The organism is Pseudomonas sp. TWP3-2 (genome assembly GCF_049897765.1).
Lineage (GTDB): Bacteria > Pseudomonadota > Gammaproteobacteria > Pseudomonadales > Pseudomonadaceae > Aquipseudomonas.
In genome coordinates, this window is record NZ_JAFCWW010000009.1 from 10,225 (window position 1) to 35,206 (window position 24,982).

Genomic DNA, 24,982 nt, shown 5'->3' on the forward strand with positions numbered 1-24,982 from the left:
CCCCCTACAATACAACCAAGGCCCGCCGCGGCCCCAAGCCCCACCCCAGGACCTTTTGGGCCAGGCGCCACGCTGCGATCTTTTGATCCTTAATCGATGCCGACAAAACCTCCGGTCTGGTGTTGCCACAACCGCGCATACAAGCCGCCATGCGCCAGCAGCTCGGCGTGGGTACCGCTCTCGGCGATCTGGCCGTTTTCCAACACGACCAAGCGATCCATCCGGGCGATGGTCGAGAGACGGTGGGCGATGGCGATCACGGTTTTGCCCTGCATCAGGGTTTCCAGGCTTTCCTGGATCGCCGCTTCGACTTCCGAATCCAGCGCCGAGGTCGCTTCGTCCATGATCAGGATCGGCGCGTCCTTGAGCAGCACCCGCGCAATCGCAATGCGCTGACGCTGGCCGCCGGACAGCTTGACGCCACGTTCGCCGACATGCGCGTCGAAACCACTACGACCCTCGGCGTCCGACAGCAACGGGATGAACTCGTCGGCGCGCGCCTTGTGCACCGCGTCCCACAGTTCGGCGTCGGTTGCATCAGGCTTGCCATACAACAAATTGTCGCGGATCGAACGATGCAACAGCGAGGTGTCCTGGGTGATCATGCCGATGCGCTCGCGCAGGCTTTCCTGGCCGACTTCGGCGATGTTCTGCCCGTCGATCAGGATGCGCCCGCCCTCAACGTCGTACAGGCGCAGCAGCAGGTTGACCAAGGTCGATTTGCCGGCGCCGGACGGGCCGATCAAGCCAATTTTCTCGCCTGCTTTGATGTTCAGATTGAGGTCGCCGATGATGCCTTTCTTCTTGCCGTAGTGAAAATCGACGTGCTCGAAACGCACTTCGCCACGCTCTACGGCCAGCGGTTTGGCCTGCTCGCGATCGGTGACGCTGACCGGTTGCGCGATGGTCTGCAAACCGTCCTGCACCATACCGATGTTTTCGAAAATCCCGGTGACCACCCACATGATCCAGCCGGACATGTTGACGATACGAATCACCAGACCGGTCGCCAGCGCAATCGCGCCCACGGTGATCAGCGACTGCGTCCACAGCCAGAGCGCCAGCGCGGTGGTGCCGACGATCAGCAAGCCGTTCATGGCGGTAATCGCGACGTCCATGCTGGTCACCACGCGGCCGGCCAACTGGGCTTTTTCGGTCTGTTCCTGAATCGCTTCGCGGGCGTAGTGCTGTTCGAAATTGGTGTGGGCGAACAGCTTCAGGGTGGCGATGTTGGTGTAGCCATCGACAATGCGCCCCATCAGTTTCGAGCGCGCATCCGAGGCTTCCACCGAGCGATCTTTGACCCTCGGCACGAAGTAATACAGCGCGCCGATGTAGGCGACGATCCACGTCAGCAGCGGAATCATCAGGCGCCAGTCGGCCTCGGCAAACAACACCAGCGAACTGATCGCGTAGATCAGCACGTGCCACAGCGCATCCACCGCTTGCACGGCCGAGTCCCGCAGCGAGTTGCCGGTCTGCATGATGCGTTGGGCGATGCGCCCGGCGAAGTCGTTCTGGAAGAAATTCAGGCTCTGCTTGAGCACGTAGCTGTGGTTCTGCCAGCGAATCATGCTGGTCATGCCGGGGCTCAGTGTCTGGTGCACCAGCAGGTCGTGCAGGCCGAAAAAAATCGGGCGCAGCACTAAAGCGACCACCACCATCCAGGTCAGTTCGAGGGCATGGTCGCTGAAGAAATTCGGGTTGGGCGTGCCTTGGGCCAGGTCGATGATGCGGCTCAGGTAACTGAACAGCGCCACTTCGATCAGCGCGGCAAACAGGCCGACCACCAGCAGGGCGGCGAAACTTGGCCAGACCTGCTTGAGGTAATAGATATAGAAGGGGAGAACTCGGTCGGGCGGAGCCGCCGTCGGGGCGTCACGGAATATGTCGATCAGTTGTTCAAAACGGCGATAAAGCATCAGATAACCGCCCGGATACGGGCTCTCCTTTTATCAGTGTGAGCGGCGAGGCCTGAGGCCAGCACCGCTCGAAATGCCCCGCGAGACTCAGTCGATGCGCTTGGCCGACTTGATGATCACAGGGTCGACAGGCACGTTCTGCATGCCTTGTTTGGTGGTGGTCTGCGAGTTGACGATGATGTCGACCACGTCCATGCCCTTGACCACTTTGGCGAATACCGCGTAACCGGCGTCACGGCCCGGGTCGAGGAAAGCGTTGTCAGCCACGTTGATGAAGAACTGGCTGGTGGCCGAATCCGGATTCGAAGTACGCGCCATCGACAGCGTGCCACGCACGTTGTGCAGGCCGTTGCTGGCTTCGTTCTTGATCGGGGCTTTGGTGTCTTTCTGCGCCATCTGCTGGGTGAAACCGCCGCCCTGGACCATGAAGCCCGGAATCACGCGGTGGAAAATCGTGTTGGTGTAGAAGCCGCTGTCGACGTACTCAAGGAAATTCTTGGTGCTGATCGGTGCCTTGACCGGGTCCAGTTCGATTTCGATCTGGCCGTTGGTGGTGTCGAGCAGCACGTGCGGTGCCTTGGCCGGCGTGGCGGCCATCAGGTTGGCGGCGAACAATACGGTGCCGGCGGCGAGGGCGAGTTTTTTCAGCATGGGTCAGTGATCCTGAGGTTTTTAGTATCGGCTGTGGCGAGAAACTCCAGCAGCGTTTGATTGAAGCGTTCGGGTTGATCGAGCGGGGTGGCGTGGCGCGAATCGGCGATCACCACCAGCCGCGCATCGGGCAGCAGTTTTACATAGGTTTCTTTCAGTGCAACCGGTGTGTAATCACGGTCGGCGCTGACGATCAGGGTTGGACAGGTCACGCGCGAAAGACGTTCCTGAACCCCCCAGCCGACAATCGCATCGAAGCTGGCGAGATAAGCACGTTTGTCGTTTTTTGCCCAGCGTTCAGCCATTTTCTGCCGCAGATCGGCCTGTTCCGGCTTGGGGAACAACTTGCTGCCAAGGGCTTTGCCGATGGTCGCGAGGCTGAGCGCGCGCATCAGGCTCCAGCGCTTGAACCACTGCCAATAATCGTCGCGAGTGCGCAGTTTGACCTCGGGCGCAGAGTTGACGATGGTCAGGCTCTTGAGCAGTTGCGGCTGATCGACCGCCAGTTGAAAACCGATCATGCCGCCCATCGACAGGCCGACGTAGTGCACCGGGCCGAGGTTCAAGTGCTCGATCAGTGCCACCAGATCGGCGCTGAACCCGGCGATGCTGTAGCGCTCGCGCGGTTTGTCCGAGCGGCCATGACCGCGCACGTCCGGCACGATCACTCGATAGTGCGCGGAAAGCGCCGGGATCTGCATTTCCCAGTCCAGCGTGCTCGAACCGAGTCCGTGAACCAGCAGCAATGGCGCGCCGAGGCCATATTCCTCGTAGTGCAGGTTGCAACCTTCGTGCTCGAAATAGGCCATCGGTGGACTCCTTGTCAGGCTTGTTCAGGGGCGGCGAATGGGGCATCCAGCGGCAGCGTGTCGAACGTGCGCAGCAGGTCGACGAGAATCTGCGACGCCGGACCCAGTGGTTTGTCCTTGTTCGAATACAGATAAAAACTCGGGTTGCGGCTGCCGCCCTGATCCAACGGTAGCAGCTTGAGCACACCTTCCTTCAATTCACGTTCGATCATGTGCCGTGGCAGCCAGGCAAAACCCAGACCGCTGGAAACGAAATTGGCGGCGGTGGCAAGGCTGCCGACCGTCCAGCGCTGTTCTGCGCCGAGCCAGCCGACGTCGCGGGGTTGCTGGCGGCCCGAGTCGCGGATCACCACTTGCATCTGGCTTTCCAGGTCCTGAAAACTCAGTTCGCGGTTCATGCGATGCAGTGCGTGTTCGGGGTGGGCGACGGCGACGAACTCGACATCACTCAGCTCAGTGCCGAGGTAACCGGGAATGCTGAACCCGGTAATCGCCAGATCGGCCACGCCTTCGAGCAGTACCTCTTCCACGCCCGACAGAACCTCTTCGCGCAAGCGCACGCGGCAGCCACGGCTTTGCGGCATGAACGCAGTCAGGGCGCGGACAAGGCGCGCACTCGGGTAAGCCGCATCGACCACCAGTCGCACTTCCGCCTCCCAGCCTTGCTCCATGTGGTGGGCGAGGTCTTCCAGCTGGCTGGCCTGTTTCACCAGTTGCCGCGAACGGCGCAGCAGCACGCCGCCGGCATCGGTGAGCACCGCTTTACGGCCGTCGATGCGCAGCAACGGCACGCCGAGCTGATCCTGCATGCGGGCGACGGTGTAGCTCACCGACGATTGCGAACGGTGCAGAGCCTCGGCCGCCTGGGCGAATCCACCGTGGTCGACCACGGCCTGCAACGTGCGCCATTGATCAAGGGTCACGCGGGGCGCTTTCATCAATAGCTCCTCTTGTCCTAAGCTGGCTGTCCCTCATGGAGACTGCCGAATGAAAAAATTCTGTTGTGTGTTGCTGGCGCTGCTGCCGCTGACGGCGTTCGCGTACCCGATCGATGTGGAAAAAGACCTCAATGGCCTGAAGATCGACTACGAGTCCTATGACACCGATAACGACATCGGCTCCATCCGGGTCAGCAACTATGGCGATGTCGATGCAACCTGTAAGGTGGTGTTCAGCAACGGGCCGGAAGCACCGCGTACGCGCAACATCGAGGTCGCGGCGGGCAAGCATAAAAACGCTACGGCCAAGTTCACCCGCACCATCATCAAGCTGCGTATCAAGCTGAGCTGCTCGCCGAAATGAATATCGGCTGAGCACATCACCTTGGGTGTGCTCAGCTTATAAACGAATTAATCGATGCTTTATAGCAGTTATTTGCGCTTTTTCATCGATACGACATTGCTTAACCTTCACTCCATCGACTTACAACAATCTCGGATGGAGGCTACACAACATGTCCCGCGTTCTGATCATCGAAAGCAGCGCCCGCCAGCAAGACTCGGTATCCCGTCAACTGACCCAGACCTTCATCAGTCAGTGGAAAGCGGCGCACCCGGCCGATCAGATCACCGTCCGCGACGTCGCCGTCAACCCGGTCCCGCATCTCGATATCAATCTGCTGGGCGGCTGGATGAAACCCGCCGAGCAGCGCAGCGACAGCGAACAGGCTTCGCTGGAGCGCTCCAACGAACTGACCGATGAATTGCTCGCCGCTGACGTGCTGGTGATGGCCGCGCCGATGTACAACTTCGCGATCCCGAGCACCCTCAAAGCCTGGCTCGACCATGTGCTGCGTGCCGGTGTGACCTTCAAATACACCGACACCGGCCCGCAAGGTCTGCTCAGCGGCAAGCGTGCCTACGTGCTCACCGCTCGCGGCGGGATCTACGCCGGCGGCCCGGCCGATCATCAGGAACCGTACCTGCGTCAGGTCATGGCGTTCATCGGCATCCACGACGTGACCTTCATTCACGCCGAAGGCATGAACCTCGGTGGCGACTTCCAGGAGAAGGGCCTGAATCAGGCCAACGCCAAACTGTCCCAGGTCGCCTGACCCGTTAATCGCCAGATAATCACCGAATGGTCTAGTGACCTGGCGCAACCCCTTCAAGGTTTCACGCGCATCGAACCTCCCTTTGCACTTGTTGCTCCTGAGTGCTGCAGCCCGATTGAACGCCTATGCGAGATCGGGCTTTTTTTTGCCTGCGATTTTTGTAGCGCAGCACATCCCTGTGGGAGCGGGCTTGCCCGCGATGAGGGCGTGTCAGCCATAAATTTGTTTGCTGACACACCGCTATCGCGGGCAAGCCCGCTCCCACAGGGTTCATCGTTGCCTGAAGGTTCGCGGCTGGAAGAAAAAACCGCTATCGTCGCCGCCATTGAAAATCGAGGCGAGCATGGGCTATCTACTTTTTGTCACGTTGATCCAGGCGTTTTCCTTCAGTCTGATCGGCGAATACCTGGCCGGGCATGTCGACAGCTACTTCGCGGTGCTGGTGCGCGTAGTGCTGGCCGGGCTGGTGTTCATCCCGCTGACGCGCTGGCGCTCGGTCGAACCGGCATTCATGCGCGGCATGCTGCTGATCGGCGCGTTGCAGTTTGGCGTGACCTACGTCTGCCTCTATCTGAGCTTCCGCGTTTTGACGGTACCGGAAGTGCTGCTGTTCACCATCCTCACGCCGCTGCATGTGACCCTGATCGAAGATGCGCTGAACCGACGTTTCAATCCATGGGCGCTGGTCGCGGCATTGGTGGCCGTATGCGGTGCTGCAGTGATCCGCTATGACCGGATCAACCCGGACTTCTTCATGGGTTTCCTGTTGCTGCAACTGGCCAACTTCACCTACGCCGCCGGGCAGGTTTTGTACAAACATCTGGTGGCGAAACACCCGAGCGATCTGCCGCATTACCGGCGTTTCGGTTTCTTCTACCTCGGTGCACTGGCGGTTGCATTGCCGGCATTTCTGCTGTTCGGCAAATCCAATTTCCTGCCGGAAGCGCCACTGCAATGGGGCGTGCTGGTATTCCTCGGCCTGGTCTCGACCGCACTAGGTCTGTACTGGTGGAACAAGGGCGCGTGCCTGGTCAACGGCGGCACCCTGGCGGTGATGAACAACCTGCATGTGCCGGTGGGCTTGCTGCTGAACCTGCTGATCTGGAATCAGCATGAGGAGCTGGGGCGGTTGTTCCTTGGAGGGAGTGTCATCCTCGCCGCCGTCTGGATCAGCCGCCTGGGCATCAGACGCACCGCATGACCCCTGTAGGAGCTGCCGCAGGCTGCGATCTTTTGATTTTTTAAGATCAAAAGATCGCAGCCTGCGGCAGCTCCTACAGGGTTTTGCGGTGTTACATCAGGTGTTTTTCGGCTTCAGGAATGTGCGCAGCACCCAACACCGCCGGCAACAACCCGGAACGCAAATCCCCGCCACTCGGCTGCTGATACAGACTCAGCCCAAACTCCGGTAACACCGCCAGCAGATAATCGAAAATATCCCCCTGAATCCGCTCGTAATCGGCCCACGCGGTAGTGCGGGTAAAGCAGTAGATCTCCAGCGGAATGCCCTGCGCGGTGGTTTGCATCTGACGCACCATGCAGGTCATGTTCGGCTGGATCTCCGGATGACTTTTCAGATAGGCCAGAGCATAAGCGCGGAAAGTACCGATGTTGGTCATGCGCCGACGGTTGGCGGCCATCGCCGCAACGTTGCCCTGCGCTTCGTTCCACGCCTTGAGCTCGGCTTTCTTGCGGCTCATGTAATCGGTCAGCAGATGCACCTGCGTCAGCTTCAGCTCTTCATCGTCACGAATGAAACGCACGCCGCTGGCGTCGATGAACAGACTGCGCTTGATCCGTCGACCGCCGGATTGCTGCATGCCGCGCCAGTTCTTGAACGACTCGGACATCAGGCGCCAGGTCGGGATCGAGACGATGGTCTTGTCGAAATTCTGCACCTTGACCGTGTGCAGCGTGATGTCGACCACATCGCCATCAGCGCCGACTTGCGGCATTTCGATCCAGTCACCGACCCGCAGCATGTCGTTGCTGGTCAGTTGCACGCTGGCGACGAACGACAGCAGCGTGTCCTTGTAGACCAACAGAATCACCGCCGACATTGCACCCAGACCGAACAGCAACAACAGCGGCGAACGGTCGATCAGCGTGGCAACGATGATGATCGCGCCAAACACGTACAAAACCATCTTGCCGAGCTGCACGTAGCCTTTGATCGAACGCGTGCGCGCGTGTTCGGTGCGCGCGTAGATATCCAGCAACGCGTTGAGCAGGGCGCTGATCGACAGCGTCAGGAACAGGATGGTGAACGCCAGCGCAACATTGCCGAGGAACAGCATCGCGGTTTTGCTCAGCTCCGGCACCAGATGCAGACCGAACTGAATCACCAGCGACGGCGTCATCTGCGCCAGGCGCTGAAACACCTTGTTGTGGCGAAAGTCGTTGAGCCAGTGCAGCGCCGGCTGCCGGCCGAGGATGCGGCTGGCGTGCAGGATCAGATAGCGTGCCACTCGTCCGAGGACCAGCGCGATCACTAAAAGCAGCATCAGCGCCAGGCTGGCGTGCAGGAGTGGGTGCTGATCGAGGGCACCCCAGAGGTCTTGGGCGTTGAGCCAGAGCTGTTTGAAATCCATGGGAGTAAAGATTCTTCTGTAAGACGCGACGGACGATTAGAGCATTTAAGACGCTACGTATTAGCGTTGAAGACAAATCAGGCAACAAAAAAGCCACTGTTTGTGGCCGATTACATAAAGAGGCTCGGCCTGAGCGCTCGAAACCGGTAACCTATGCAGCTGTTTTTTTGCATATCTTCGAGGTAGCACCCGTGTTTTCCCAATTCGCCCTGCACGAACGCCTGCTAAAAGCTGTGGCCGAGCTGAAATTTGTCGAGCCAACGCCTGTGCAAGCCGCGGCCATCCCGCTGGCGCTCCAGGGGCGTGACCTGCGGGTGACGGCGCAAACCGGTAGCGGCAAGACCGCCGCATTTGTCCTGCCGATCCTCAACCGCCTGATCGGCCCGGCCAAGGTTCGCGTCAGCATCAAGACGCTGATCCTGCTGCCGACCCGTGAGCTGGCCCAGCAAACTTTGAAAGAAGTAGAGCGCTTCGCGCAGTTCACTTTCATCAAGTCCGGCCTGATCACTGGCGGGGAAGACTTCAAAGTACAGGCGGCGATGCTGCGCAAAGTGCCAGACATCCTCATCGGTACGCCGGGGCGGATGATCGAGCAACTCAACGCTGGCAACCTCGACTTGAAAGAAGTCGAAGTGTTGGTGCTCGACGAAGCCGACCGCATGCTCGACATGGGTTTCTCCGAGGACGTGCAACGTCTGGTTGACGAGTGCACCAACCGTCAGCAGACCATGCTGTTCTCCGCGACCACCGGCGGTTCCGGCCTGCGCGAGATGATCGCCAAGGTCCTGAACAACCCTGAGCACCTGCAGCTCAACGCGGTCAGCCAGCTGAACTCGACCACCCGTCAGCAGGTGATCACCGCTGACCACAACCAGCACAAAGAACAGATTGTGAACTGGCTGCTGGCCAACGAGACCTATCAGAAGGCCATCGTGTTCACCAACACCCGCGCCATGGCCGACCGCATCTACGGTCGTCTGGTGGCTCAGGAATACAAAGCGTTCGTGCTGCACGGCGAGAAAGACCAGAAGGATCGCAAACTGGCGATCGACCGTCTGAAGCAGGGCGGCGTGAAGATCCTCGTGGCCACCGACGTGGCGGCCCGTGGTCTGGACGTTGAAGGTCTGGACATGGTGATCAACTTTGACATGCCACGCAGCGGCGACGAATACGTACACCGTATCGGTCGTACCGGGCGTGCCGGTAACGATGGCCTGGCGATCTCGCTGATCTGCCACGGCGACTGGAACCTGATGTCGAGCATCGAGCGCTATCTGAAGCAGAGCTTCGAGCGCCGCACCATCAAGGAAGTCAAAGGCACCTACGGCGGACCGAAAAAGGTCAAGGCCTCGGGCAAAGCTGTCGGCGTGAAGAAGAAAAAGACCGACGCCAAAGGCGACAAGAAAAAAACTGCCGCCAAGACGCCGACCAAGCGCAAGAGCGCCAATCGTCCGAAGCCGGACGCATTGGTCAGCAGCGACGGCATGGCACCGCTTAAGCGTCGCAAGCCGGCAGAGCCTGCAGCTGAATAAAGCTGCGTAGTGCTGCAATAAAAAACCCGGACAGCGTGTCCGGGTTTTTTTACGCCTGGGGTTTATCAGCTCCCCAGCAGGCCACTGGTATCAGCGTCGAAGCGCTGACGCGCCTGATCAGCCGCGGGCTTGAGCTGCGCCAGCAGGGCCGCTTCGCTGTACAACTGAGTGACCGCCAGTTCCTTGGGCGTCGGTTCGATCGGGATCAGCACATCTTCTCCGGCGGCATGCAGCCAGATCGCTACAACGTGCAGTGCCGAAATGAACAGCACCCGCAGTTCAACGCTTTTGCCGTGCAGTTGTGGCGACTGTTCCGCCAGCTTCAGCGCATCCACCGTGGCCGCTGCCAGCGTCCCGTGGTTCAGCGAGGCGAACTCGACGTGACCGCGAACGTCGGCCAATTGCGCGTCCGCAATCGTCACGCCGTCGGCGAACACCATGTAATGCCAGTCGCCAACCTTGGCTTCTTTGAGACCTTTACCGTGGCTCAGATCTTCCAGGCTGAGCGAGTAGCCGCGATAGGCTTCGCTCAGGCTGATCTTGGCCGGAGCCGCAGCGGCGAACTGCCGATTAATGCCGAAACCCAGGGTTTGCAGCGCGGCTTGCAGCGCCGGGCGCAGTGTCTGTACGCCGTTGGAGGGCGCCTTTGGGTAAGTCAGTTGCATGATGTCGCCCTCCTCAGTTTTTCACGGTGAAGTAAGTGTTGGTCCAGTTGCCGCCGCCGTTGTACGAACCGGGGAACGAGTTCAGCGCGCGGGTCGAGTAACCGTAGATCGAATCCGCGATCAGCAGGTAGTTGCCATTGGTGCCATAGATCACCAGAAAGTGCGCGCCGCCGCCGTACCAGGCGCAACGCAAGCCGATTGGACGGCCCATATTGATCTGGTTCTGAATGGCCGACATCTGCAGCGAGCCTTGATTCATGCCGTTGTAGCTGCGCGTGGTGCGCAGGGCGGAATCCAGATAGCCGTAGACGTTGCACGGGCCAGGCTGATTGCAGCAGTTGCGATCCAGTTCGCTGCTGGCCACCCCGCACTGAGTCCAGGACCCGGTGCCGTAGTAGTTGCCGACCGAGGCAGAAACCGCGGCCCAGCACCAGTTGGTCTGGGTTTGCGGCTGCATGCTGAAGTTGAGGCTGGCGGCAGCCAATGCTCGGGCTTGAGGGGCGTCTTCGACTTCGACCAGTTGCGCGTCGAGCAGATGACCGACCAGGCAGTTGGGCAGTGTGTCGCCGGTGATTCGGGTTGTTTCAGTGGTTAACATTTTTCAATCCTCCATGAGTGAAAACAAGCGTCCAGCTTGTGCGTGTGTAGCGTTGTTGCCGAGCCAGCGGCGTTCAAGGTTTGCCATGGTTGGTGGCGATTCCACTCTGGCTTGAGGTAACCCTAGATGTGAATATGCGTTTGTGCAAATAAATAAATGCGCTAGCGCATAATTGACACCAAAAAATCGCAGCCTTCAACAGCCCCATACCTATTTTGTAGGAACTGCCGAAGGCTCGGGCCGCGATCGGACGATCTTTTGATCTTGTGTTTAACCCTCAGTTTTCTTCTCAGCCGTACCCAGCTCTTTCAAACGCTGATCAATCAACTGGCACTTGTCCGGCAGATCGGCACTGGCCGTGCCTAAGTCCATCTTCTGCAATTCGGCGTTGATCTCTTTGGCCTTGGCCGGATTTTGCTGCGTCAGCTTGGTGACTTCCTTGGCCAGTTGCTCGCGTTTGGCGGTAGCTTCTTCTGGCGTGCAGGCCCAGACGGGCAGGGCGCAGGCCAGGCTGGCGGCGAGGGTGAGCCTGATCAGGGTTTTCATGGGATGGCCTCAGTTCCGGTTAAGACGGGGTAACCGGTTGAGGAGTTTTGCGCGGGGAAAGTTCAGTGAGCTTGCGTTCGACTTACAGGATTGACGCGCCGATGCATCGGTCGAATATCTTTTCAAGGAGGCTGTCGTCACAGTGGAACGAATGAATGCATGCGTCGATCCACTCCTCGCGCTCGACCGATCCCCAGTCGATCAGATAGCCTGCGTTGAAAATGATAAATTCGAACAAAATGCGTTGTGTGCGACCGTTACCTTCTCTGAAGGGGTGAGCCACGTTGAGTGTGCCGTAGGATTCGGCGACTGCTGAGACCAATTGGTCCCGTGAGAAGCTTTCGAACCAGCCTGCAGCAGCCATCTTCGAAAACTCTTTGGCAATCTCACCTTCAATGTATTCAGGGCTACAAAATCTGGTGCTGCCTTTGCTGATCGCCAGTGTTCGAATTTCTCCGGCCCACGCGTAGACTTTTTCAAACAGAGTGCGATGCACCTGTTTCAAAGTCGCGAGGCTGTATGGGGGTAAGACGAATTCCAACTGCACAGCTGCCATCTCGTTGATGTAGCGCTCTGCCTCGTCAAGGTCTTCGGCATTACGTAAGTCGAGCAGATTGATCATGACATCGGTGCCCGGATAGCAATCCGGGGCCTGGTCGGTGCCATACTTGTCGTCGCTCAAACTTTCACGAGCCGGACGGCGCTTAACGCCGCGTCTCTGGTCGGCAGTTTGATATCGCCATCGGACGGGGATGGGACAAAGCCTTCCAGGCGAAGGCTGGCCGCGAAATTGGCTTTACGGTGCTTCGCGAACCAGGTTTTTTTGGTTTGCAAACTCAGCTTTTCCATATGGGCCTCCTGAAATCTGTATCTGGCAATTGTAGTCGGCCGCAGACCTGACGACGTGATTGACTTAGCATCGCACATTCAAATGCGTCGTTGAACCCACTCGTCGCCACCGGGACCATATGTTGATAAAAGGTGTAAGAGATGCAGCAACGCCGGTGAGGTGTTAAACAAGCGGAGTTGCATCTACAGTGGATTTGAAGACTAAGTCTCATGACAGCAATTCGATTTAGCACCGCCCTCATACCGATCATGATGCCGCACCCACTCCATGATCTCGTCCTCATTCCGGCCCTTGGGCGTGAGGTCGAGGTAGTTGTAGGCGCCGACCAGCATGTCCAGCCCGCGTGCGTAGGTCGAGTAAGTGTGGAAAATCTCGCCGTTGGCGTCGCGGTAAAACACGCTCAGCCCGGGCATTTCTTCCTCGGCGCTGTCAGTCTTTTCGTAGTTGTACGTAGCCTTTCCTTCGGCAACATCTTCAGCGCGGGCGCACACGCCGAAGTCATAGTTGAAGTCGCATCCTTCTGACGAAACCCAGTCAAACTTCCAGCCCATCCTGCGTTTAAAGTCCTGGAATTCGTTAAACGGCGCGTGGGAAACCGCCACCACCGCAATATCGTGATGCGCCAGATGCTGATTGGCGCCGTCGATGTGGTCGGAAAGAAACGAGCAGCCAGGACAGCCTTCCTCCCAGCCCTTGGCGAACATGAAGTGGTAAATGATCAGTTGGCTGTGTTTGCCGAACAGGTCGGCAAGTTTCAGCTCTCCTTGCGGCCCCTGGAAGTGATAGTCCTTGTCGATCTTTACCCAAGGCAACGCTCGGCGTTGTGCGCTGAGGCGATCGCGTTCCTTGGTGAAGGCTTTTTCGTCTGCCAAGTGTTGAATGCGGGCGGCGAGCCATTCTTCGCGCGACACCACCGGATGATTCTGAACGTTCATGGAGAAATCTCCTGCGAGTTGAACCGTCTTTCACAGCCTAGTCGTCTGGCGCTATCGCAATTCGACAGACCGCCCGTCGGTCGCAGCGACGAATGCGGCTGAACGGCTACGATTGGCTCCGGTCACAACCTATGAACGCGCCATTAATCACGCGCACCGGAGGTTGTATCAGGATGACGACTTATAACTGGGATTTGATTGAGCGCTTGCTGCATGAAGTGCAGAACGGCGCCGGCCACAGCTTTGCGCCGCGCTCTGTCGCCGAAGATTATGCGGCAGCAAAAGCTGCGGCAGGCGAGCCGATCGATAATCTGGATCATCTAAAAACGCTGGCCTGTGACTATGAACGGATGTTGCTGCTGCGCGGTTACATTGGGCCACGTGGGGAAGATGAGGGCAGCACCGGTAACAACTTCAGCCTGACCCCGCGCGGCTCCAGCCTGTTGAGCATGATCGACAGCAGCATTCCCGGGAATGATCACCCGCGTCAGGTGCTGGATGATCAGGACGATGCGCTGGCGGAAGGGACGTTTGATGAAGTGGCTTCCAAGGCGCAGATTGCCTGAGTTTTATTAGAAGCAAGATCAAAAGATCGCAGCCTGCGGCAGCTCCTACACAATCCCTGTAGGAGCTGCCGCAGGCTGCGATCTTTTGATCTTTTGATCTTTAGCTCTGTTTTGCAGCTTTGAGGCATTTCAGATCATTGAAGTCTTTGCGCACCCCTTCAATCTTCTTCAACAACCGCTGGCGTTGCTCCGGCGTACTCTCCGCCATCAAGTCCACAAACAGCGAACGCGCCTGAGCTTCGGTATCGGCGTAGGCCTTTTGATAATCCGCCGTCCATAAACTCTCGCGATTGACCAGAAGCGTCTCGATCCGCTGTGGGAATTCTGCACTCTTGCGCTGGGCAACCGCCGCACTGAACTGCTTCTGCCAATGCACGCGGTTGGCAATCCACTGGGTGTTCTGATCACCCAGCGCAGTCGACCAGTTCACCACCCGTTGTTGCTGGGTTTTACTCAGCGGGCCAAGCCAGTCATTCAGGCGTTTTTGCATGCGCTCGCTGCGTTCGGCAATCTGCTGTGCCAGCGGCGGCTTGAGGTATTCCTGCTCACGTTTGCGCTGATCCTTGGCGAACGCATCGTTCATCTCCGCGACCTGCTTGTCGTCCAGACCTTGCAGCAATTCGATGGCCGATGGAGTGATCTCCTGTGCCGTTTCAGCAATCGCCTTTTTGGCCTCAAGCGTGCGGGCCTGAAGGGCGGCATCAGTGACCTGATTGGTCTCGACCATCACCTGCAAGCGGTCCAGCCAGTCCAGATAACCCGGTAGTTGCGTGCTGCAGTGCCAGCTCAGGTGTTCGCGCAGGCGTTCGTTGAACCAGCTTTTTTGCTCGCCGTTCATGTCCAGGTAGTCGCCGAGCGTCCACGGAATGATCACGTCGAGGTTGCGGTAGGCCAGGCCAACGCGGCTGCAAGCGCCGAGGGCGAGGGAGACAATCAGCAGAACGGCGATGTTTTTGCACCAGCGAGACATGGGCGAATCCTTGCGTGAGCCTGGCTTCGGGAAACTGATTCTTATGTGAACGCAGGATGGACCCGGCAGTTCAGCCGATCAATAGAACGTGCGCTGGGCCTTGAGCGTGACCAGTCCGTCGCACTCGCTGTTATGCCCGGAGTAGGCCGAGCAGTCGCTGCCGCTGAGGCTCGAATTGCTGTAGGTCAGGTCGAGATCGACGCCCATGAACGGCCGGGAAAATTTCACCGACCAATCGGTAAAACTGCTGACATAACCGCCGTCCACCGAAACCGGTGTGGTGAGCTCATGGGTGGTGTATTTCATGCTGATCCCGATGCCGAACGGCTGGTTGCCGCCGAGGTCGGCGAACAGCGTGCTGTTCTGTTTATCCGGGTCGTTGCTGAATGCAGCGCCGAAACGGCTGCCGAGCAAAGTCAGGCCACCGAACAACTCCTGGCTGTCGAGGGTATCGACCTTCGGGTAGCTGTAATGAATCATGCCGATTTCGTAGCCGAGGGTCTGGTCGAAGGGTTGCTTGAAGCCAACGTAGGAGTCGATTTCCAGATTCTTCCCCGGCGTGATACCCATGCTCGGCGACCACTGGCCGATGTACAGGCCGCTGTTGTGCGTCAGATCAAGGCCGCCGTGAAACGAGCCGACCGCTGACGGTTTGACCAGGCCTTCAGCCATGCTGCGGCTGGGCGTGGTGCCGAGTTTGAGGTCGAAGTCGCCGAGTTCGCGTTGGAAAATCTGCGCGTGCGCAGTCATTGAGGCCAGCAGACTTGCGAGAAATAAACAGATGGTTTTGAGCATGCGTCACTCCATGAGCAGCGAGCGCAGGGGATAAAAACCTGCTGAAACGCTTGATCCAGACGCGTGCAAGGATACCGACGAATGATCGGCGTTGAGGGCCGTTCGTCGATTTATGCGTTATTGATTTGGAATATGTTTAAAGCGAGGAGGGTGTTGCGCGGTTCCAGTCCAGACGCTTCGAAACGCAAAGCGTCTCTGGACGGGGGTATTCCGGTATTACTTTTTGCCCAGGCTGATCTGCTTGGACGGGCCGAACGTCTGGCCGCTGACGCCTTTGGCAATTTGCTGAATCTCACCGCCGGACTTCAGAAACGCTGCGATCTGATTGTTGATCGATTCGCTGGTTTCAACGGCTGGAGCTGGCTTTGCTTTGCTGGTGGATGCTTTTACACGCATGGCGGCCATTAACCTGTAGAAAAGTAACTCGGCCAGGCATCGTACAGTAAATACTTGACAGTTGCTTGGTAAATATCTCCCGGAATAACCCACCCCGTCACTGAGATATTCTCGATTAATTAACCGGAATATTGCGCTAACCTGCTGTTTTAAATAACAACATTAAGCAGATTTGCGCGTGATGCAGGTGAGCGTAGCCACCGGCAAGCGCTGACGCTGGTCTGACGAGCGGCGGCTGGCCCACGGTAAACGCTTGATTCTCAAGCTCTACAGCAGATTTTCTGCCGACCACGGATCTGCCAGCGATCCCACCGGGCAAAAACGGGTAGAATGCCGCCCACGCAATGAGGGTATTGGAAATGGCTTTAGTCGGGCGCTACAACAGTTTGCAAGTGGTTAAACACACTAACTTCGGTTTATATCTGGACGGCGGTGCCGATGGCGAGATTCTTTTGCCCAACCGTTATATCCCTAAAGATATTCCAAGCGAAGATGAAGATTGGCTCAACGTTTTCATTTATCTGGACAGCGAAGACAAACTTCTCGCCACCACTGAAAAGCCTAAAGTTCAGGTCGGTGAATTTGCCAGTTTGAAAGTAGTTGAAGTCAACAGCATCGGTGTGTTCCTCGATTGGGGCTTGCCGAAGGATCTGTTGCTGCCGTATTCCGAAGAAAAACGTCAGATGACGGCCGGCGAATACTGCGTGGTGCATGTCTACCTCGACAAACACACCCGCCGCATCACCGCCACGGCGCGTCTGGATCGTTATCTCGACAAGACACCGGCCAACTACAGCGTGGGTCAGGAAGTCGATTTGCTGGTTGCCGAACCCACTGACATGGGCTTCAAGGCGATCATCAACAACAAGCACTGGGGTTTGATCCACAAGAACGAAATCTTCAAATTCATGCGCGCCGGCATGAGCGAGAAAGGTTTCATCAAGGAAGTGCGCGCCGACGGCAAGATCAGCTTGAGCCTGCAACCAGTGGGTCAGGAAGCCGCGAGCAGCCTGAACTCGAAGATCCTCGCCAAGTTGCGCGACAACGACGGCACCTTGCCGGTCAGCGACAAGAGCGATCCGGCGCTGATCAGCAGCCTGTTCGGCGTGAGCAAGGGCAACTTCAAGAAGGCCATCGGTGCGTTGTACAAGGATGGCAAGATCATCATTCATGCGGATCGCATTGAACTAACCTGATCACCGCCGGCCCCATGTAAGACATAGAGGGCGGCGTGATGAAGAGAAATTTGATTGCCTATGTCGCCACGCTGGCGGCATTTCTAATGCTCGACGGGCTCTGGCTCGGCGTCCTGATGGCGCCGACCTATCGCGAACTGCTTGGTCCGCTGATGCTCGAAAAACCGTTGCTGGTGCCAGCAGCGGTTTTTTATTGCCTGTACGTTTTAGGTTGCCTGATGTTCGTGGTTTTACCCGCACTGACCTGGCAGAGCGCCGCGCGCATGGGTGCACTGCTCGGGCTGGTGGCGTACGGCACTTATGATCTGACCAATTGGGCGACGTTGCGCGGATGGTCGGTGCAAGTGTCGTTGATGGATTGGGCGTGGGGGACGTTGGCTACGGCGGTGGCTTGTACGGTGGGGTTTTTGGTCGCACGCAAGGTCACTGGTTCGAACTCGTAATGTGTTTGGCCAGTGCGGGCCTCATCGCTGGCAAGTCGAATCGTCGCACCGCAGCTCCCACAGGTTTTGTGGTCGGTCGCAAATTCTGAATACGACGCGGACACTGTGGGAGCCGGGCTTGCCCGCGATTGACGGCGCAGCCGGCAGCCATTCACCGCTGACGCCACGGGAGAAACAAATGTCTTTTCCAGACGGCTTTTTCTGTCTGACTGATTGATAATCCTCGGCACTGTTTTTGACCATTGGATGGCCACCATGTTGGGTGTTTTCGAGGTTTCGCGATGAGCATCACTCGGCGCAACGCCGACGGTTTTGCCCTGCAAGTGATGATCGGCCTGTGCCTGATCTGGGGCGTTCAACAAGTGCTGATCAAGTGGGCCGCCACCGACATTGCGCCGGTGATGCAGGCAGCGGGGCGTTCAGGGATTTCCGCATTGCTGGTGGGATTGCTGATCTGCTGGAAGGGCGGCTGGGATCAGGTCGGCAGTACCTGGAAGGGCGGCCTGCTGGCCGGTGGGCTGTTCGGTCTGGAGTTCCTGTTTATCTCCGAAGGCTTGCAACTGACCACGGCGGCGCACATGTCGGTGTTCCTTTATACCGCGCCGATTTTCACCGCATTGGGCGTGCATTTTCTGTTGCCAAGTGAACGCCTGCGGCCGGTGCAGTGGCTGGGGATTTTCCTCGCGTTTGTCGGCATCGCCATCGCGTTTGCCGGCGGCGTGTCGTGGGACAACCTTGACCGGCGCATGCTGCTCGGCGATGCCCTTGGCGTGCTGGCCGGGGCCAGTTGGGGCGCGACCACCGTAGTCGTGCGCGCCTCGCGCCTGTCGGAAGCGCCGGTGACGCTGACGCTGTTCTACCAGTTGATTGTCGGCTTCATCGGTTTGCTGGCGATCGCTTTGCTCAGCGGGCAGATCACCCATGTCAGCCTGACAGCGGTAGCAGTGGGCAGCGTGCTGTTTCAAGGGCTGGTGGTGTCGTTCTTCAGCTACTTGACGTGGTTCTGGCTGCTGCGACGTTATCTGGCGGCCAACCTGGCAGTTTTTTCGTTCATGACGCCGTTGTTCGGCGTGACCTTTGGCGTGGTGCTATTGGGCGAAGAATTGAGCCTGAACTTCATCATCGGCGCGGTGCTGGTATTGCTCGGTATCACGTTCGTCAGCGCCGAGCAGTGGGTACGCCGGCGTCTGCGTAAGGCTTTGGGCCAATCCTGATCAATTCAGTAACAGATCATTGCGGATTTGCCCGAGCATTGCGTAGGACTTCGGACTATTATCAGTGCGAAGCGACCTCAGAATTCCGGCCGCTCAGCACTACCCTGAAGGGGGCATGACGATGAAAGAGAAAATTCAAAACTGGCTGCACGATTTGGGTGTTGCTCTGGGCTTGATCGAACCGCCAATGCAACCGATCCCGATTCGCACCGATGACGAACAGCGTCGGCGTCAGCAACGTCGGCGGTAATGCCCCCGGGCTGAAGGGTCGCACGATTTAGAGATCAAAAGATCGCAGCCTTCGGCAGCTCCTACAGAAATCAGTGTAGGAGCTGCCGAAGGCTGCGATTTTTTGCTTTGTGCAGGCGAAAAAAAACGGGTGTGGCAACCGACGCCACACCCGTCGAAGAAACGTGTTGCTATTGCTTCAGCTTAAATCGCACTGGCGGCGATGGCCGGGCGGCGGGACATCAGACTGACCAGCACAAAACTCACCAGACCCACACCGAGGCTGTAATAGATCGGCGTGTTGGCATCCAGACCATCCTTGAACATGAACAACAGCGCCGTGGCGAAGCCCAGGCCCATGCTGGCGATGGCGCCGGCGGTGGTGGCGCGCTTCCAGAAAATTGCGCCCATCAGCGGGATCAGCATGCCGCCAACCAGCAGGTTGTAGGCCAGCGTCAGCGCACTGATCACATCATTGACCACCAGCGCGATGCCCAGCACCACGATACCGGTCAGCAAGGTGAACAGACGGTTGATACGCAAGCTCGACGGCTTGCCGCCGCGCAGCTTCGGCAGCAGGTCTTCGGTCAGTGTGGTGGCAGCGGCGAGCAGGCCGGCGCTGGCGGTGGACATCATCGCCGCCAGTGCCGCAGCGATCACCAGCCCCCGGATGCCGTCCGGCAGCGACAGTTTGACGATGGCGGCGAAGGCGTTGTTGACGTTATCCAGATCCGGGATCAGCACATGCGCCGCCATGCCGATCAGCGCGCACGCCAGGCCGTAGACGATGCAGTAGATGCCGGCGATGCTGCCCGCGTATTGCGCGACTTTGGCGGTCTTGACTGTGAACACCCGTTGCCAGATGTCCTGACCGATCAGGATGCCGAAGAAGTAGATCATGAAGTAGGTGATGATCGTGTCCCAACCGATCGTGGTGAAACTGAAGGCGGTGGCCGGCAGCTTCAGCACCAGTTCGTCCCAGCCGCCGACGCGGTACAGGCAGATCGGCAGCAGGATGAACATCAGGCCGACGGTCTTGATGATGAACTGGACGATGTCAGTCAGGGTCAGCGACCACATGCCGCCGATGGCCGAGTAGATCACCACCACGCCACCACCGACGAGTACCGAGACCCAGAATGGCAGGTCAAACAACACTTGCAGCACGGTGCCGATGGCGAGGATCGAGGTCACGCCGATCATCAGCGCGTACGCCAGCATGATTACCGCGCTCGCTGAGCGGGCCATCGGGTTGTAGCGTTTTTCCAGCACCTGGGTGACGGTGTAGATCTTCAGTTTCAGCAGCGGTTTGGCGAGGAACAGGTTCAGCGCGACGATGCCGCAACCGAGCGCCGCGCACAGCCAGAAACCGGAAATCCCGTGCACGTAACCCAGACGCACAGTGCCGACGGTCGAAGCACCGCCGAGAACCGTTGCGGCCATGGTGCCCATGTACAGGCTCGGGCCAAGGTTGCGACCAGCGACCAGAAAATCTTCATTGGTCTTGGCTTTGCGCATGCCGAAGTAGCCGAGCAAAAGCATGCCGGCGGCGTAGATGAGGACGACGAATAAATCCAAAGCCATGGTGGCGTGTCTCCGATTGTCTTTTTTATGGTGAGGCTGAATTGCGTTGCTGTGGCGGGCTGTTGTGGCGAGGGAGCTTGTCGAATCGTCGCACCGTCCCGCTGGGCTGCGAAGCGGCCCCAAGTCTTGCAACCGAGTTTCTTCAGTGAAACTCAACCGATGCTCTGCGACTGCTGCGCAGTCGAGCGGGAGCAAGCTCCCTCGCCACAAAAACTCCAATCCTTCAGAAATTCTTTGCTACTCAGGCAGCCTGACGCAGTGCCGGTTTTACTCCGCCTTCACGGCGCGCATCCTTCGGGCCGTACACCGCCGGCGGTTCCGGGAACAGGCTGAGCAGCATCAGGTACAGCAGCGAGGCCAGGCCGAGGGTCACCAGCAGGCTGATGTCGATGCCACCGGCCAATTCACCCAGCGGGCCGACGAACTGCCCCGGCAAGTTGACGAAGCACAAACCCACTGCCGCGCTCGGGATCCACGCGCCCAGGCCGCGCCAGTTCCAGCCGTGGCTGAACCAGTAGCGCCCGCCCTGTTCGCCGCGAGTGAACACTTGCAGGTCATCCGGGCAGTAGAAGCCGCGACGCACCACCAGGCCGATGATCATGATCACCATCCATGGCGTGGTGCAGGTGATGATGAGGACAGCGAAGGTCGACACGCTCTGCACCAGATTCGCCGCGAAGCGTCCGATGAAGATAAAGGCAATCGACAGCACTCCGATCAGCAGCGTCGCCTTGACCCGCGACAGCAGGCGCGGAAACACGCTGGACATGTCCAGCCCGGTGCCATACAGCGAGGTGGTGCCGGTGGACATGCCGCCAATCACTGCAATCAGGCACACCGGCAGGAAGAACCAGCTCGGCGACACCGCAAGCAGACCACCGACATAGTTGTTGGCCGCGATGTAGTCCGGGGCCTTGATCGCCACAATGGTCGCGGTGGTCAGGCCGAACAGGAACGGAATCAGCGTCGCCAGTTGTGCGGCGATCACTGCGAACATGATGCGGCCCTTCGGCGTGTCTCGCGGGATGTAGCGTGACCAGTCGCCGAGGAACGCACCGAAGGAAATCGGGTTGCTCATGGCGACCAGTGCCGCACCGATGAACGCCGCCCAGAACCCGGCCTGACCCAGGGCCAGGCTGCCGGCGTACTGGCTGTCGAACGCAGGAGCGAAGGCAAAGATGCCGAGCAAAAACAACAGGCTCGCGGCCCACACCGCAATGCGGTTGACCCACAACATGAAGCGGAAGCCGTAGATGCAGACTGTCAGCACCAGAAGCGCGAACAAGCCGTAGGCCAGGCCCAGCGTCAGGTCGGTTTCCGGCAGGCCGATCAAGCGTTTGGCGCCGCCGACCAGCGCATCGCCCGAACTCCACACCGAGAGCGAGAAGAACGCGATAGCCGTCAACAACGACAGGAAGGAACCGACGATCCGCCCATGCACGCCGAAGTGCGCACCGGAAGACACGGCGTTGTTGGTGCCGTTGAGCGGGCCGAACAGACCCATCGGCGCGAGGATCAGTGCACCGACCAGCACGCCCAGCACAATCGCCCAGACACCGGCCTGAAACGACAGACCGAACAGCACCGGGAAACTGCCGAGCACGGCGGTGGCAAAGGTGTTGGCGCCGCCGAAGATCAAGCGAAACAGATCGCTGGGTCGGGCGTCACGCTCATGATCCGGGATCTGTTCGACCCCGTTTGTTTCAATGCTGCTAAGGCTTTTTTCGTTGTTGTTGTTATTCATGATCTGCTCCGATCATAAAGGCGCGCTCATCGTGCGTGAGCGTCACCTGTCTTGGCTAAGGGGATGGCAGCCCTTCCGGCATTGCGGACAAATGTTCGTGGCAGGCCAGCCAATGGCCTTGTTGTTCTAGGCTCGACGTTTGTTTCTTGAAAACAATCGTCTCGCGCTCCTGGCTGAAGTGTTGCTCCCCTTGCATGCGCAGCTCGGTGGCCACGTCATGGATGAAAATCGCCACGTCACCTTGCAGGCTGACGAAGGCGTTGCTTGAGGTGCAGGAAAGCACCTCGAAGCCATCCTCGGCGCGCCAGCGGTCCCACAACGCCTGATAGGCATCGCGCGACAGCAGCGGTTGGTCGAGGGTGTAGAACACGAAGCTTGCGTCGCTGCTGAATGCAGCGAAGTAAGCTTCGCGATCATTGCGGGCAAACGCCGTCACCAGATCGGCAGCGGCTTTCAGAACCTGATCGAGCTCGTTCATGACCGATCCTCAGCGATGGACGACGCCAGGCAGTACGCAGAGCATTTCGTACAGCAGGTTGGCGGCCAGCAGCGAGGTGTTGCCGGTGGTGTCGTAAGCGGGCGAGACTTCTACCAGATCGCAGCCGATCAGGTCGAGGCCTTGGCAGCCGCGAATGATTTCAATTGCCTGAATGGTCGTCAGACCACCGATTTCCGGGGTGCCGGTGCCCGGCGCCCAGGCCGGATCGATGCCGTCAATGTCGAAACTCAGGTACACCGGCCCGCCGCCGACTTTCTCGCGCACTTCAGCCATCAACGGCGCCAGCGACTTGTGCCAGCACTCTTCGGCCTGCACCACGCGGAAGCCCTGATCGCGGCTCCAGTTGAAGTCATCAGCGGTGTAGCCCTGCGCGCGCAGACCGATCTGCACCACACGATCACAGTCCAGCAGGCCTTCTTCGACAGCGCGACGGAAGGTGGTGCCGTGGGCGATTTTCTCGCCGAACATGTGATCGTTGACGTCAGCGTGAGCATCGATGTGCACCAGACCGACCTTGCCGTGTTTTTTGTGAATCGCACGCAGGATCGGCAAGGTGATGGTGTGGTCGCCACCCAGGGTCATCGGGATCGCGTTGTGTTCGAGGATGTTGTCGTAGGCTTCTTCGATGATGCGCACGGCGTCGAGCAGGTTGAAGGTGTTGATCGCCACGTCACCGATGTCGGCGACCGACAGCGAGTCGAACGGAGCGGCGCCGGTGGCCATGTTGTACGGGCGGATCATCACCGATTCGGTGCGAATGTCGCGCGGCCCGAAGCGAGTACCGGGGCGCAGCGACGTACCGATGTCCAGCGGCACGCCAACGAAGGCAGCGTCCAGACCGGCAGCGGTTGGCAAGTGGGGGAGTCGGAGCATGGTGGCGATGCCGCCGAAGCGCGGCATTTCATTGCCGCCCAGTGGTTGGTGAAGAATCTTGTCCACGGGTAAGGCCTCATCGTCATTGTTTTATTTATGTCGGCGCGCCGGTTTCATGGAGGAAGGGCGCCGCTGGGGGCCGATTCTGCGAAATGTAGTGACGGGGAAGAATCGCTACGGGCAAATACTTAGTTCAGATTTTTCTAAACTAATGGGCGATGGCGGATTAGACTTTGTTGCCCTCACCCCAGCCCTCTCCCGGAGGGAGAGGGGGCTGATCTCCATGGCTTTCAAATCCTCAGTTCGACTCGAGGTATCAGGTCGATGTAGATCCTGAGAACAACTCCGTAGGCTCCCTCTCCCTCCGGGAGAGGGCTGGGGTGAGGGGCAGTTCCCACAGATAACTCGAAAGCCGGGAGTAACCCATGGCCAACGCTCTACCCGACCTGAAACTCCTGCGCATCTTCACCAGCGTGGTCCGCCATCAAGGCTTCGCCAACGCGCAGCAGGAACTCAACCTGTCGACCTCGGCCATCAGCACCTACATGAGCCAGCTCGAAGCCGCGCTCGGACTGGTGCTGTGTCATCGCGGCAGGGGCGGGTTCAGTCTGACCAGCAAAGGCGAGCTGTTTCATCAGGAAACCCTGCGCCTGCTGGCCGAACTCGAAGGCTTCGAGCAATACGCCGCCGCGCTCAAGGGCGAACTGCGCGGCACGCTCAACCTCGGGGTGATCGACTCCACGGTCAGCGACAAGGCCTTGCCTTTCGCCGAGGCCATCGGTGCCTATAGTCAGGAACACCCGGCGGTACATTTGCATCTGTCGGTGATGAGCCCGTATGAACTGCAGCTCGGCGTACAGGACAATCGCCTCGACCTGGCCATCGGCGCGTTTTCCACGCGCATGAGCGGGCTGGTGTACATGCCGCTGTACCGCGAGCAGCACTGGTTGTATTGCAGCAGCCGGCATCCGTTGTTCAACGAACGGCGGATTCCCGAGCAAGTCATCACCCAGCAGCGTATGGTCGGGCGCGGTTACTGGAGCCAGGCCGAACTGGCCCGCCACGGTTTCAAACACAGCGCCGCGACGGTGGAAAGTATGGAAGCGCAGCTGATTCTGGTGCTGTCCGGCGCCTACGTCGGTTACTTGCCGGAGCACTACGCGCAAGCCTGGGCCGACAAGGGTGATCTGCGCGTATTGCTGCCGGCGACCTTCGGTTATCAGGCGCCGTTTTCGATGATCATGCGCCGCGGCCGCAGTCGCGAACCGCTGATCCAGACCTTCCGCGATCTGCTCAAAGCACAGCTCAATCAGGCTTGAGCT

At 58.8% G+C, this 24,982-nt stretch carries 28 protein-coding genes; 10 read left to right on the forward strand and 18 right to left on the reverse strand.

The genetic code is table 11. The features are described from left to right. Nucleotides 1–89: 89 nt before the first annotated feature. The 4 genes from ACP7EE_RS15145 to ACP7EE_RS15160 all read right to left on the reverse strand — a co-directional run bounded on the left by ACP7EE_RS15145 (nucleotide 90) and on the right by ACP7EE_RS15160 (nucleotide 4,320). Nucleotides 90–1,922 (reverse strand): ABC transporter ATP-binding protein, encoded by a 1,833-nt coding sequence (locus ACP7EE_RS15145; protein ID WP_426235051.1) that lies wholly within the window; start codon nucleotides 1,920–1,922, stop codon nucleotides 90–92. 87 nt (nucleotides 1,923–2,009) lie between these two features. After that, the gene (locus ACP7EE_RS15150; RefSeq protein WP_426235052.1) at nucleotides 2,010–2,573 is read right to left on the reverse strand and encodes a peptidylprolyl isomerase; all 564 of its coding nucleotides are present in this window, start codon (nucleotides 2,571–2,573) and stop codon (nucleotides 2,010–2,012) included. Further along, nucleotides 2,567–3,382 carry an alpha/beta fold hydrolase gene (locus ACP7EE_RS15155; RefSeq protein WP_426235053.1) on the reverse strand — a complete coding sequence of 272 codons (816 nt, stop codon included), beginning with the start codon at nucleotides 3,380–3,382 and terminating at the stop codon, nucleotides 2,567–2,569. Before ACP7EE_RS15155 ends, ACP7EE_RS15150 begins: the two co-directional genes overlap by 7 nt. Before the next feature lie 14 nt (nucleotides 3,383–3,396). Next, on the reverse strand, nucleotides 3,397–4,320 hold the full coding sequence (locus tag ACP7EE_RS15160; RefSeq protein WP_420647870.1) for a LysR family transcriptional regulator: 924 nt from the start codon (nucleotides 4,318–4,320) through the stop codon (nucleotides 3,397–3,399). Between the two features lie 49 nt (nucleotides 4,321–4,369). On the opposite strand from ACP7EE_RS15160, the gene ACP7EE_RS15165 reads away from it, so the two are divergent. The 3 genes from ACP7EE_RS15165 (at nucleotide 4,370) to ACP7EE_RS15175 (ending at nucleotide 6,636) form a co-directional block, all read left to right on the forward strand. After that, on the forward strand, nucleotides 4,370–4,684 hold the full coding sequence (locus ACP7EE_RS15165) for a 3-phosphoglycerate kinase (protein WP_426235054.1): 315 nt from the start codon (nucleotides 4,370–4,372) through the stop codon (nucleotides 4,682–4,684). Nucleotides 4,685–4,835: 151 nt separating this feature from the next. Continuing rightward, entirely contained in the window at nucleotides 4,836–5,435 is a 600-nt protein-coding gene (locus ACP7EE_RS15170; protein ID WP_426206697.1) for an FMN-dependent NADH-azoreductase, read from the forward strand. A gap of 343 nt (nucleotides 5,436–5,778) precedes the next feature. Continuing rightward, nucleotides 5,779–6,636: a carboxylate/amino acid/amine transporter gene (locus ACP7EE_RS15175; RefSeq protein ID WP_426235055.1), complete on the forward strand. Its 858-nt coding sequence runs from the start codon at nucleotides 5,779–5,781 to the stop codon at nucleotides 6,634–6,636. 91 nt (nucleotides 6,637–6,727) lie between these two features. On the opposite strand, the gene ACP7EE_RS15180 is transcribed toward ACP7EE_RS15175, so the two are convergent. Next, the gene (locus tag ACP7EE_RS15180; RefSeq protein ID WP_426235056.1) at nucleotides 6,728–8,026 is read right to left on the reverse strand and encodes a mechanosensitive ion channel family protein; all 1,299 of its coding nucleotides are present in this window, start codon (nucleotides 8,024–8,026) and stop codon (nucleotides 6,728–6,730) included. 191 nt (nucleotides 8,027–8,217) lie between these two features. On the opposite strand from ACP7EE_RS15180, the gene ACP7EE_RS15185 reads away from it, so the two are divergent. Further along, a complete protein-coding gene (locus tag ACP7EE_RS15185) occupies nucleotides 8,218–9,558 on the forward strand; it encodes a DEAD/DEAH box helicase (RefSeq protein WP_420647875.1) in 1,341 nt (446 codons plus the stop codon). 65 nt (nucleotides 9,559–9,623) lie between these two features. Here ACP7EE_RS15185 and ACP7EE_RS15190 read toward each other — a convergent pair whose 3' ends face one another. From ACP7EE_RS15190 to ACP7EE_RS15215, 6 genes are all read right to left on the reverse strand, one after another. After that, nucleotides 9,624–10,223 carry a hypothetical protein gene (locus ACP7EE_RS15190; RefSeq protein ID WP_426235057.1) on the reverse strand — a complete coding sequence of 200 codons (600 nt, stop codon included), beginning with the start codon at nucleotides 10,221–10,223 and terminating at the stop codon, nucleotides 9,624–9,626. Between the two features lie 13 nt (nucleotides 10,224–10,236). After that, the gene (locus ACP7EE_RS15195; protein WP_426235058.1) at nucleotides 10,237–10,821 is read right to left on the reverse strand and encodes a papain-like cysteine protease family protein; all 585 of its coding nucleotides are present in this window, start codon (nucleotides 10,819–10,821) and stop codon (nucleotides 10,237–10,239) included. A 270-nt stretch (nucleotides 10,822–11,091) separates the two neighbouring features. Next, nucleotides 11,092–11,367 (reverse strand): hypothetical protein, encoded by a 276-nt coding sequence (locus ACP7EE_RS15200; protein WP_426235059.1) that lies wholly within the window; start codon nucleotides 11,365–11,367, stop codon nucleotides 11,092–11,094. An 82-nt stretch (nucleotides 11,368–11,449) separates the two neighbouring features. Next, nucleotides 11,450–12,049 carry a Fic/DOC family protein gene (locus ACP7EE_RS15205; RefSeq protein WP_426235060.1) on the reverse strand — a complete coding sequence of 200 codons (600 nt, stop codon included), beginning with the start codon at nucleotides 12,047–12,049 and terminating at the stop codon, nucleotides 11,450–11,452. Then, nucleotides 12,046–12,216 carry a YhfG family protein gene (locus ACP7EE_RS15210; protein WP_426235061.1) on the reverse strand — a complete coding sequence of 57 codons (171 nt, stop codon included), beginning with the start codon at nucleotides 12,214–12,216 and terminating at the stop codon, nucleotides 12,046–12,048. The genes ACP7EE_RS15205 and ACP7EE_RS15210 overlap by 4 nt, the downstream gene beginning before the upstream one ends. A gap of 201 nt (nucleotides 12,217–12,417) precedes the next feature. Next, nucleotides 12,418–13,152, reverse strand: coding sequence for a DUF899 domain-containing protein (locus ACP7EE_RS15215; protein WP_426235062.1), 735 nt, complete (start codon nucleotides 13,150–13,152; stop codon nucleotides 12,418–12,420). Between the two features lie 173 nt (nucleotides 13,153–13,325). On the opposite strand from ACP7EE_RS15215, the gene ACP7EE_RS15220 reads away from it, so the two are divergent. After that, nucleotides 13,326–13,718, forward strand: a complete 393-nt coding sequence (locus tag ACP7EE_RS15220; RefSeq protein WP_426235063.1) for a transcriptional regulator — start codon at nucleotides 13,326–13,328, stop codon at nucleotides 13,716–13,718. A gap of 100 nt (nucleotides 13,719–13,818) precedes the next feature. Here the strand turns inward: ACP7EE_RS15220 and ACP7EE_RS15225 are convergent, their stop codons facing one another. The 3 genes from ACP7EE_RS15225 to ACP7EE_RS15235 all read right to left on the reverse strand — a co-directional run bounded on the left by ACP7EE_RS15225 (nucleotide 13,819) and on the right by ACP7EE_RS15235 (nucleotide 15,888). Further along, nucleotides 13,819–14,688 (reverse strand): DUF6279 family lipoprotein, encoded by an 870-nt coding sequence (locus tag ACP7EE_RS15225; RefSeq protein WP_426235064.1) that lies wholly within the window; start codon nucleotides 14,686–14,688, stop codon nucleotides 13,819–13,821. A 78-nt stretch (nucleotides 14,689–14,766) separates the two neighbouring features. Then, nucleotides 14,767–15,483, reverse strand: coding sequence for a TorF family putative porin (locus tag ACP7EE_RS15230; RefSeq protein WP_426204816.1), 717 nt, complete (start codon nucleotides 15,481–15,483; stop codon nucleotides 14,767–14,769). A 216-nt stretch (nucleotides 15,484–15,699) separates the two neighbouring features. Beyond that, the gene (locus ACP7EE_RS15235; RefSeq protein WP_186532130.1) at nucleotides 15,700–15,888 is read right to left on the reverse strand and encodes a hypothetical protein; all 189 of its coding nucleotides are present in this window, start codon (nucleotides 15,886–15,888) and stop codon (nucleotides 15,700–15,702) included. 350 nt (nucleotides 15,889–16,238) lie between these two features. Between ACP7EE_RS15235 and ACP7EE_RS15240 the strand changes: the two genes are divergently transcribed. The 4 genes from ACP7EE_RS15240 to ACP7EE_RS15255 all read left to right on the forward strand — a co-directional run bounded on the left by ACP7EE_RS15240 (nucleotide 16,239) and on the right by ACP7EE_RS15255 (nucleotide 18,982). After that, entirely contained in the window at nucleotides 16,239–17,075 is an 837-nt protein-coding gene (locus ACP7EE_RS15240) for a CvfB family protein (RefSeq protein ID WP_426235065.1), read from the forward strand. Nucleotides 17,076–17,113: 38 nt separating this feature from the next. Continuing rightward, nucleotides 17,114–17,518, forward strand: a complete 405-nt coding sequence (locus ACP7EE_RS15245; RefSeq protein ID WP_426235066.1) for a DUF2177 family protein — start codon at nucleotides 17,114–17,116, stop codon at nucleotides 17,516–17,518. Between the two features lie 281 nt (nucleotides 17,519–17,799). Next, nucleotides 17,800–18,732 (forward strand): DMT family transporter, encoded by a 933-nt coding sequence (locus ACP7EE_RS15250; RefSeq protein WP_426235067.1) that lies wholly within the window; start codon nucleotides 17,800–17,802, stop codon nucleotides 18,730–18,732. 121 nt (nucleotides 18,733–18,853) lie between these two features. Continuing rightward, nucleotides 18,854–18,982 carry a PA1414 family protein gene (locus ACP7EE_RS15255; RefSeq protein WP_420647890.1) on the forward strand — a complete coding sequence of 43 codons (129 nt, stop codon included), beginning with the start codon at nucleotides 18,854–18,856 and terminating at the stop codon, nucleotides 18,980–18,982. A gap of 182 nt (nucleotides 18,983–19,164) precedes the next feature. On the opposite strand, the gene ACP7EE_RS15260 is transcribed toward ACP7EE_RS15255, so the two are convergent. The 4 genes from ACP7EE_RS15260 to speB form a co-directional block, all read right to left on the reverse strand. Further along, on the reverse strand, nucleotides 19,165–20,544 hold the full coding sequence (locus tag ACP7EE_RS15260) for a sodium:solute symporter (protein WP_426235068.1): 1,380 nt from the start codon (nucleotides 20,542–20,544) through the stop codon (nucleotides 19,165–19,167). Nucleotides 20,545–20,785: 241 nt separating this feature from the next. Next, nucleotides 20,786–22,288 (reverse strand): purine-cytosine permease family protein, encoded by a 1,503-nt coding sequence (locus tag ACP7EE_RS15265; protein ID WP_426235069.1) that lies wholly within the window; start codon nucleotides 22,286–22,288, stop codon nucleotides 20,786–20,788. A gap of 55 nt (nucleotides 22,289–22,343) precedes the next feature. After that, a complete protein-coding gene (locus ACP7EE_RS15270; RefSeq protein ID WP_426235070.1) occupies nucleotides 22,344–22,766 on the reverse strand; it encodes a YybH family protein in 423 nt (140 codons plus the stop codon). A 9-nt stretch (nucleotides 22,767–22,775) separates the two neighbouring features. Next, nucleotides 22,776–23,726 carry an agmatinase gene (speB, locus tag ACP7EE_RS15275; RefSeq protein WP_420647894.1) on the reverse strand — a complete coding sequence of 317 codons (951 nt, stop codon included), beginning with the start codon at nucleotides 23,724–23,726 and terminating at the stop codon, nucleotides 22,776–22,778. 359 nt (nucleotides 23,727–24,085) lie between these two features. Between speB and ACP7EE_RS15280 the strand changes: the two genes are divergently transcribed. Then, the gene (locus ACP7EE_RS15280; protein WP_420647895.1) at nucleotides 24,086–24,979 is read left to right on the forward strand and encodes a LysR family transcriptional regulator; all 894 of its coding nucleotides are present in this window, start codon (nucleotides 24,086–24,088) and stop codon (nucleotides 24,977–24,979) included. Nucleotides 24,980–24,982: the final 3 nt, after the last annotated feature.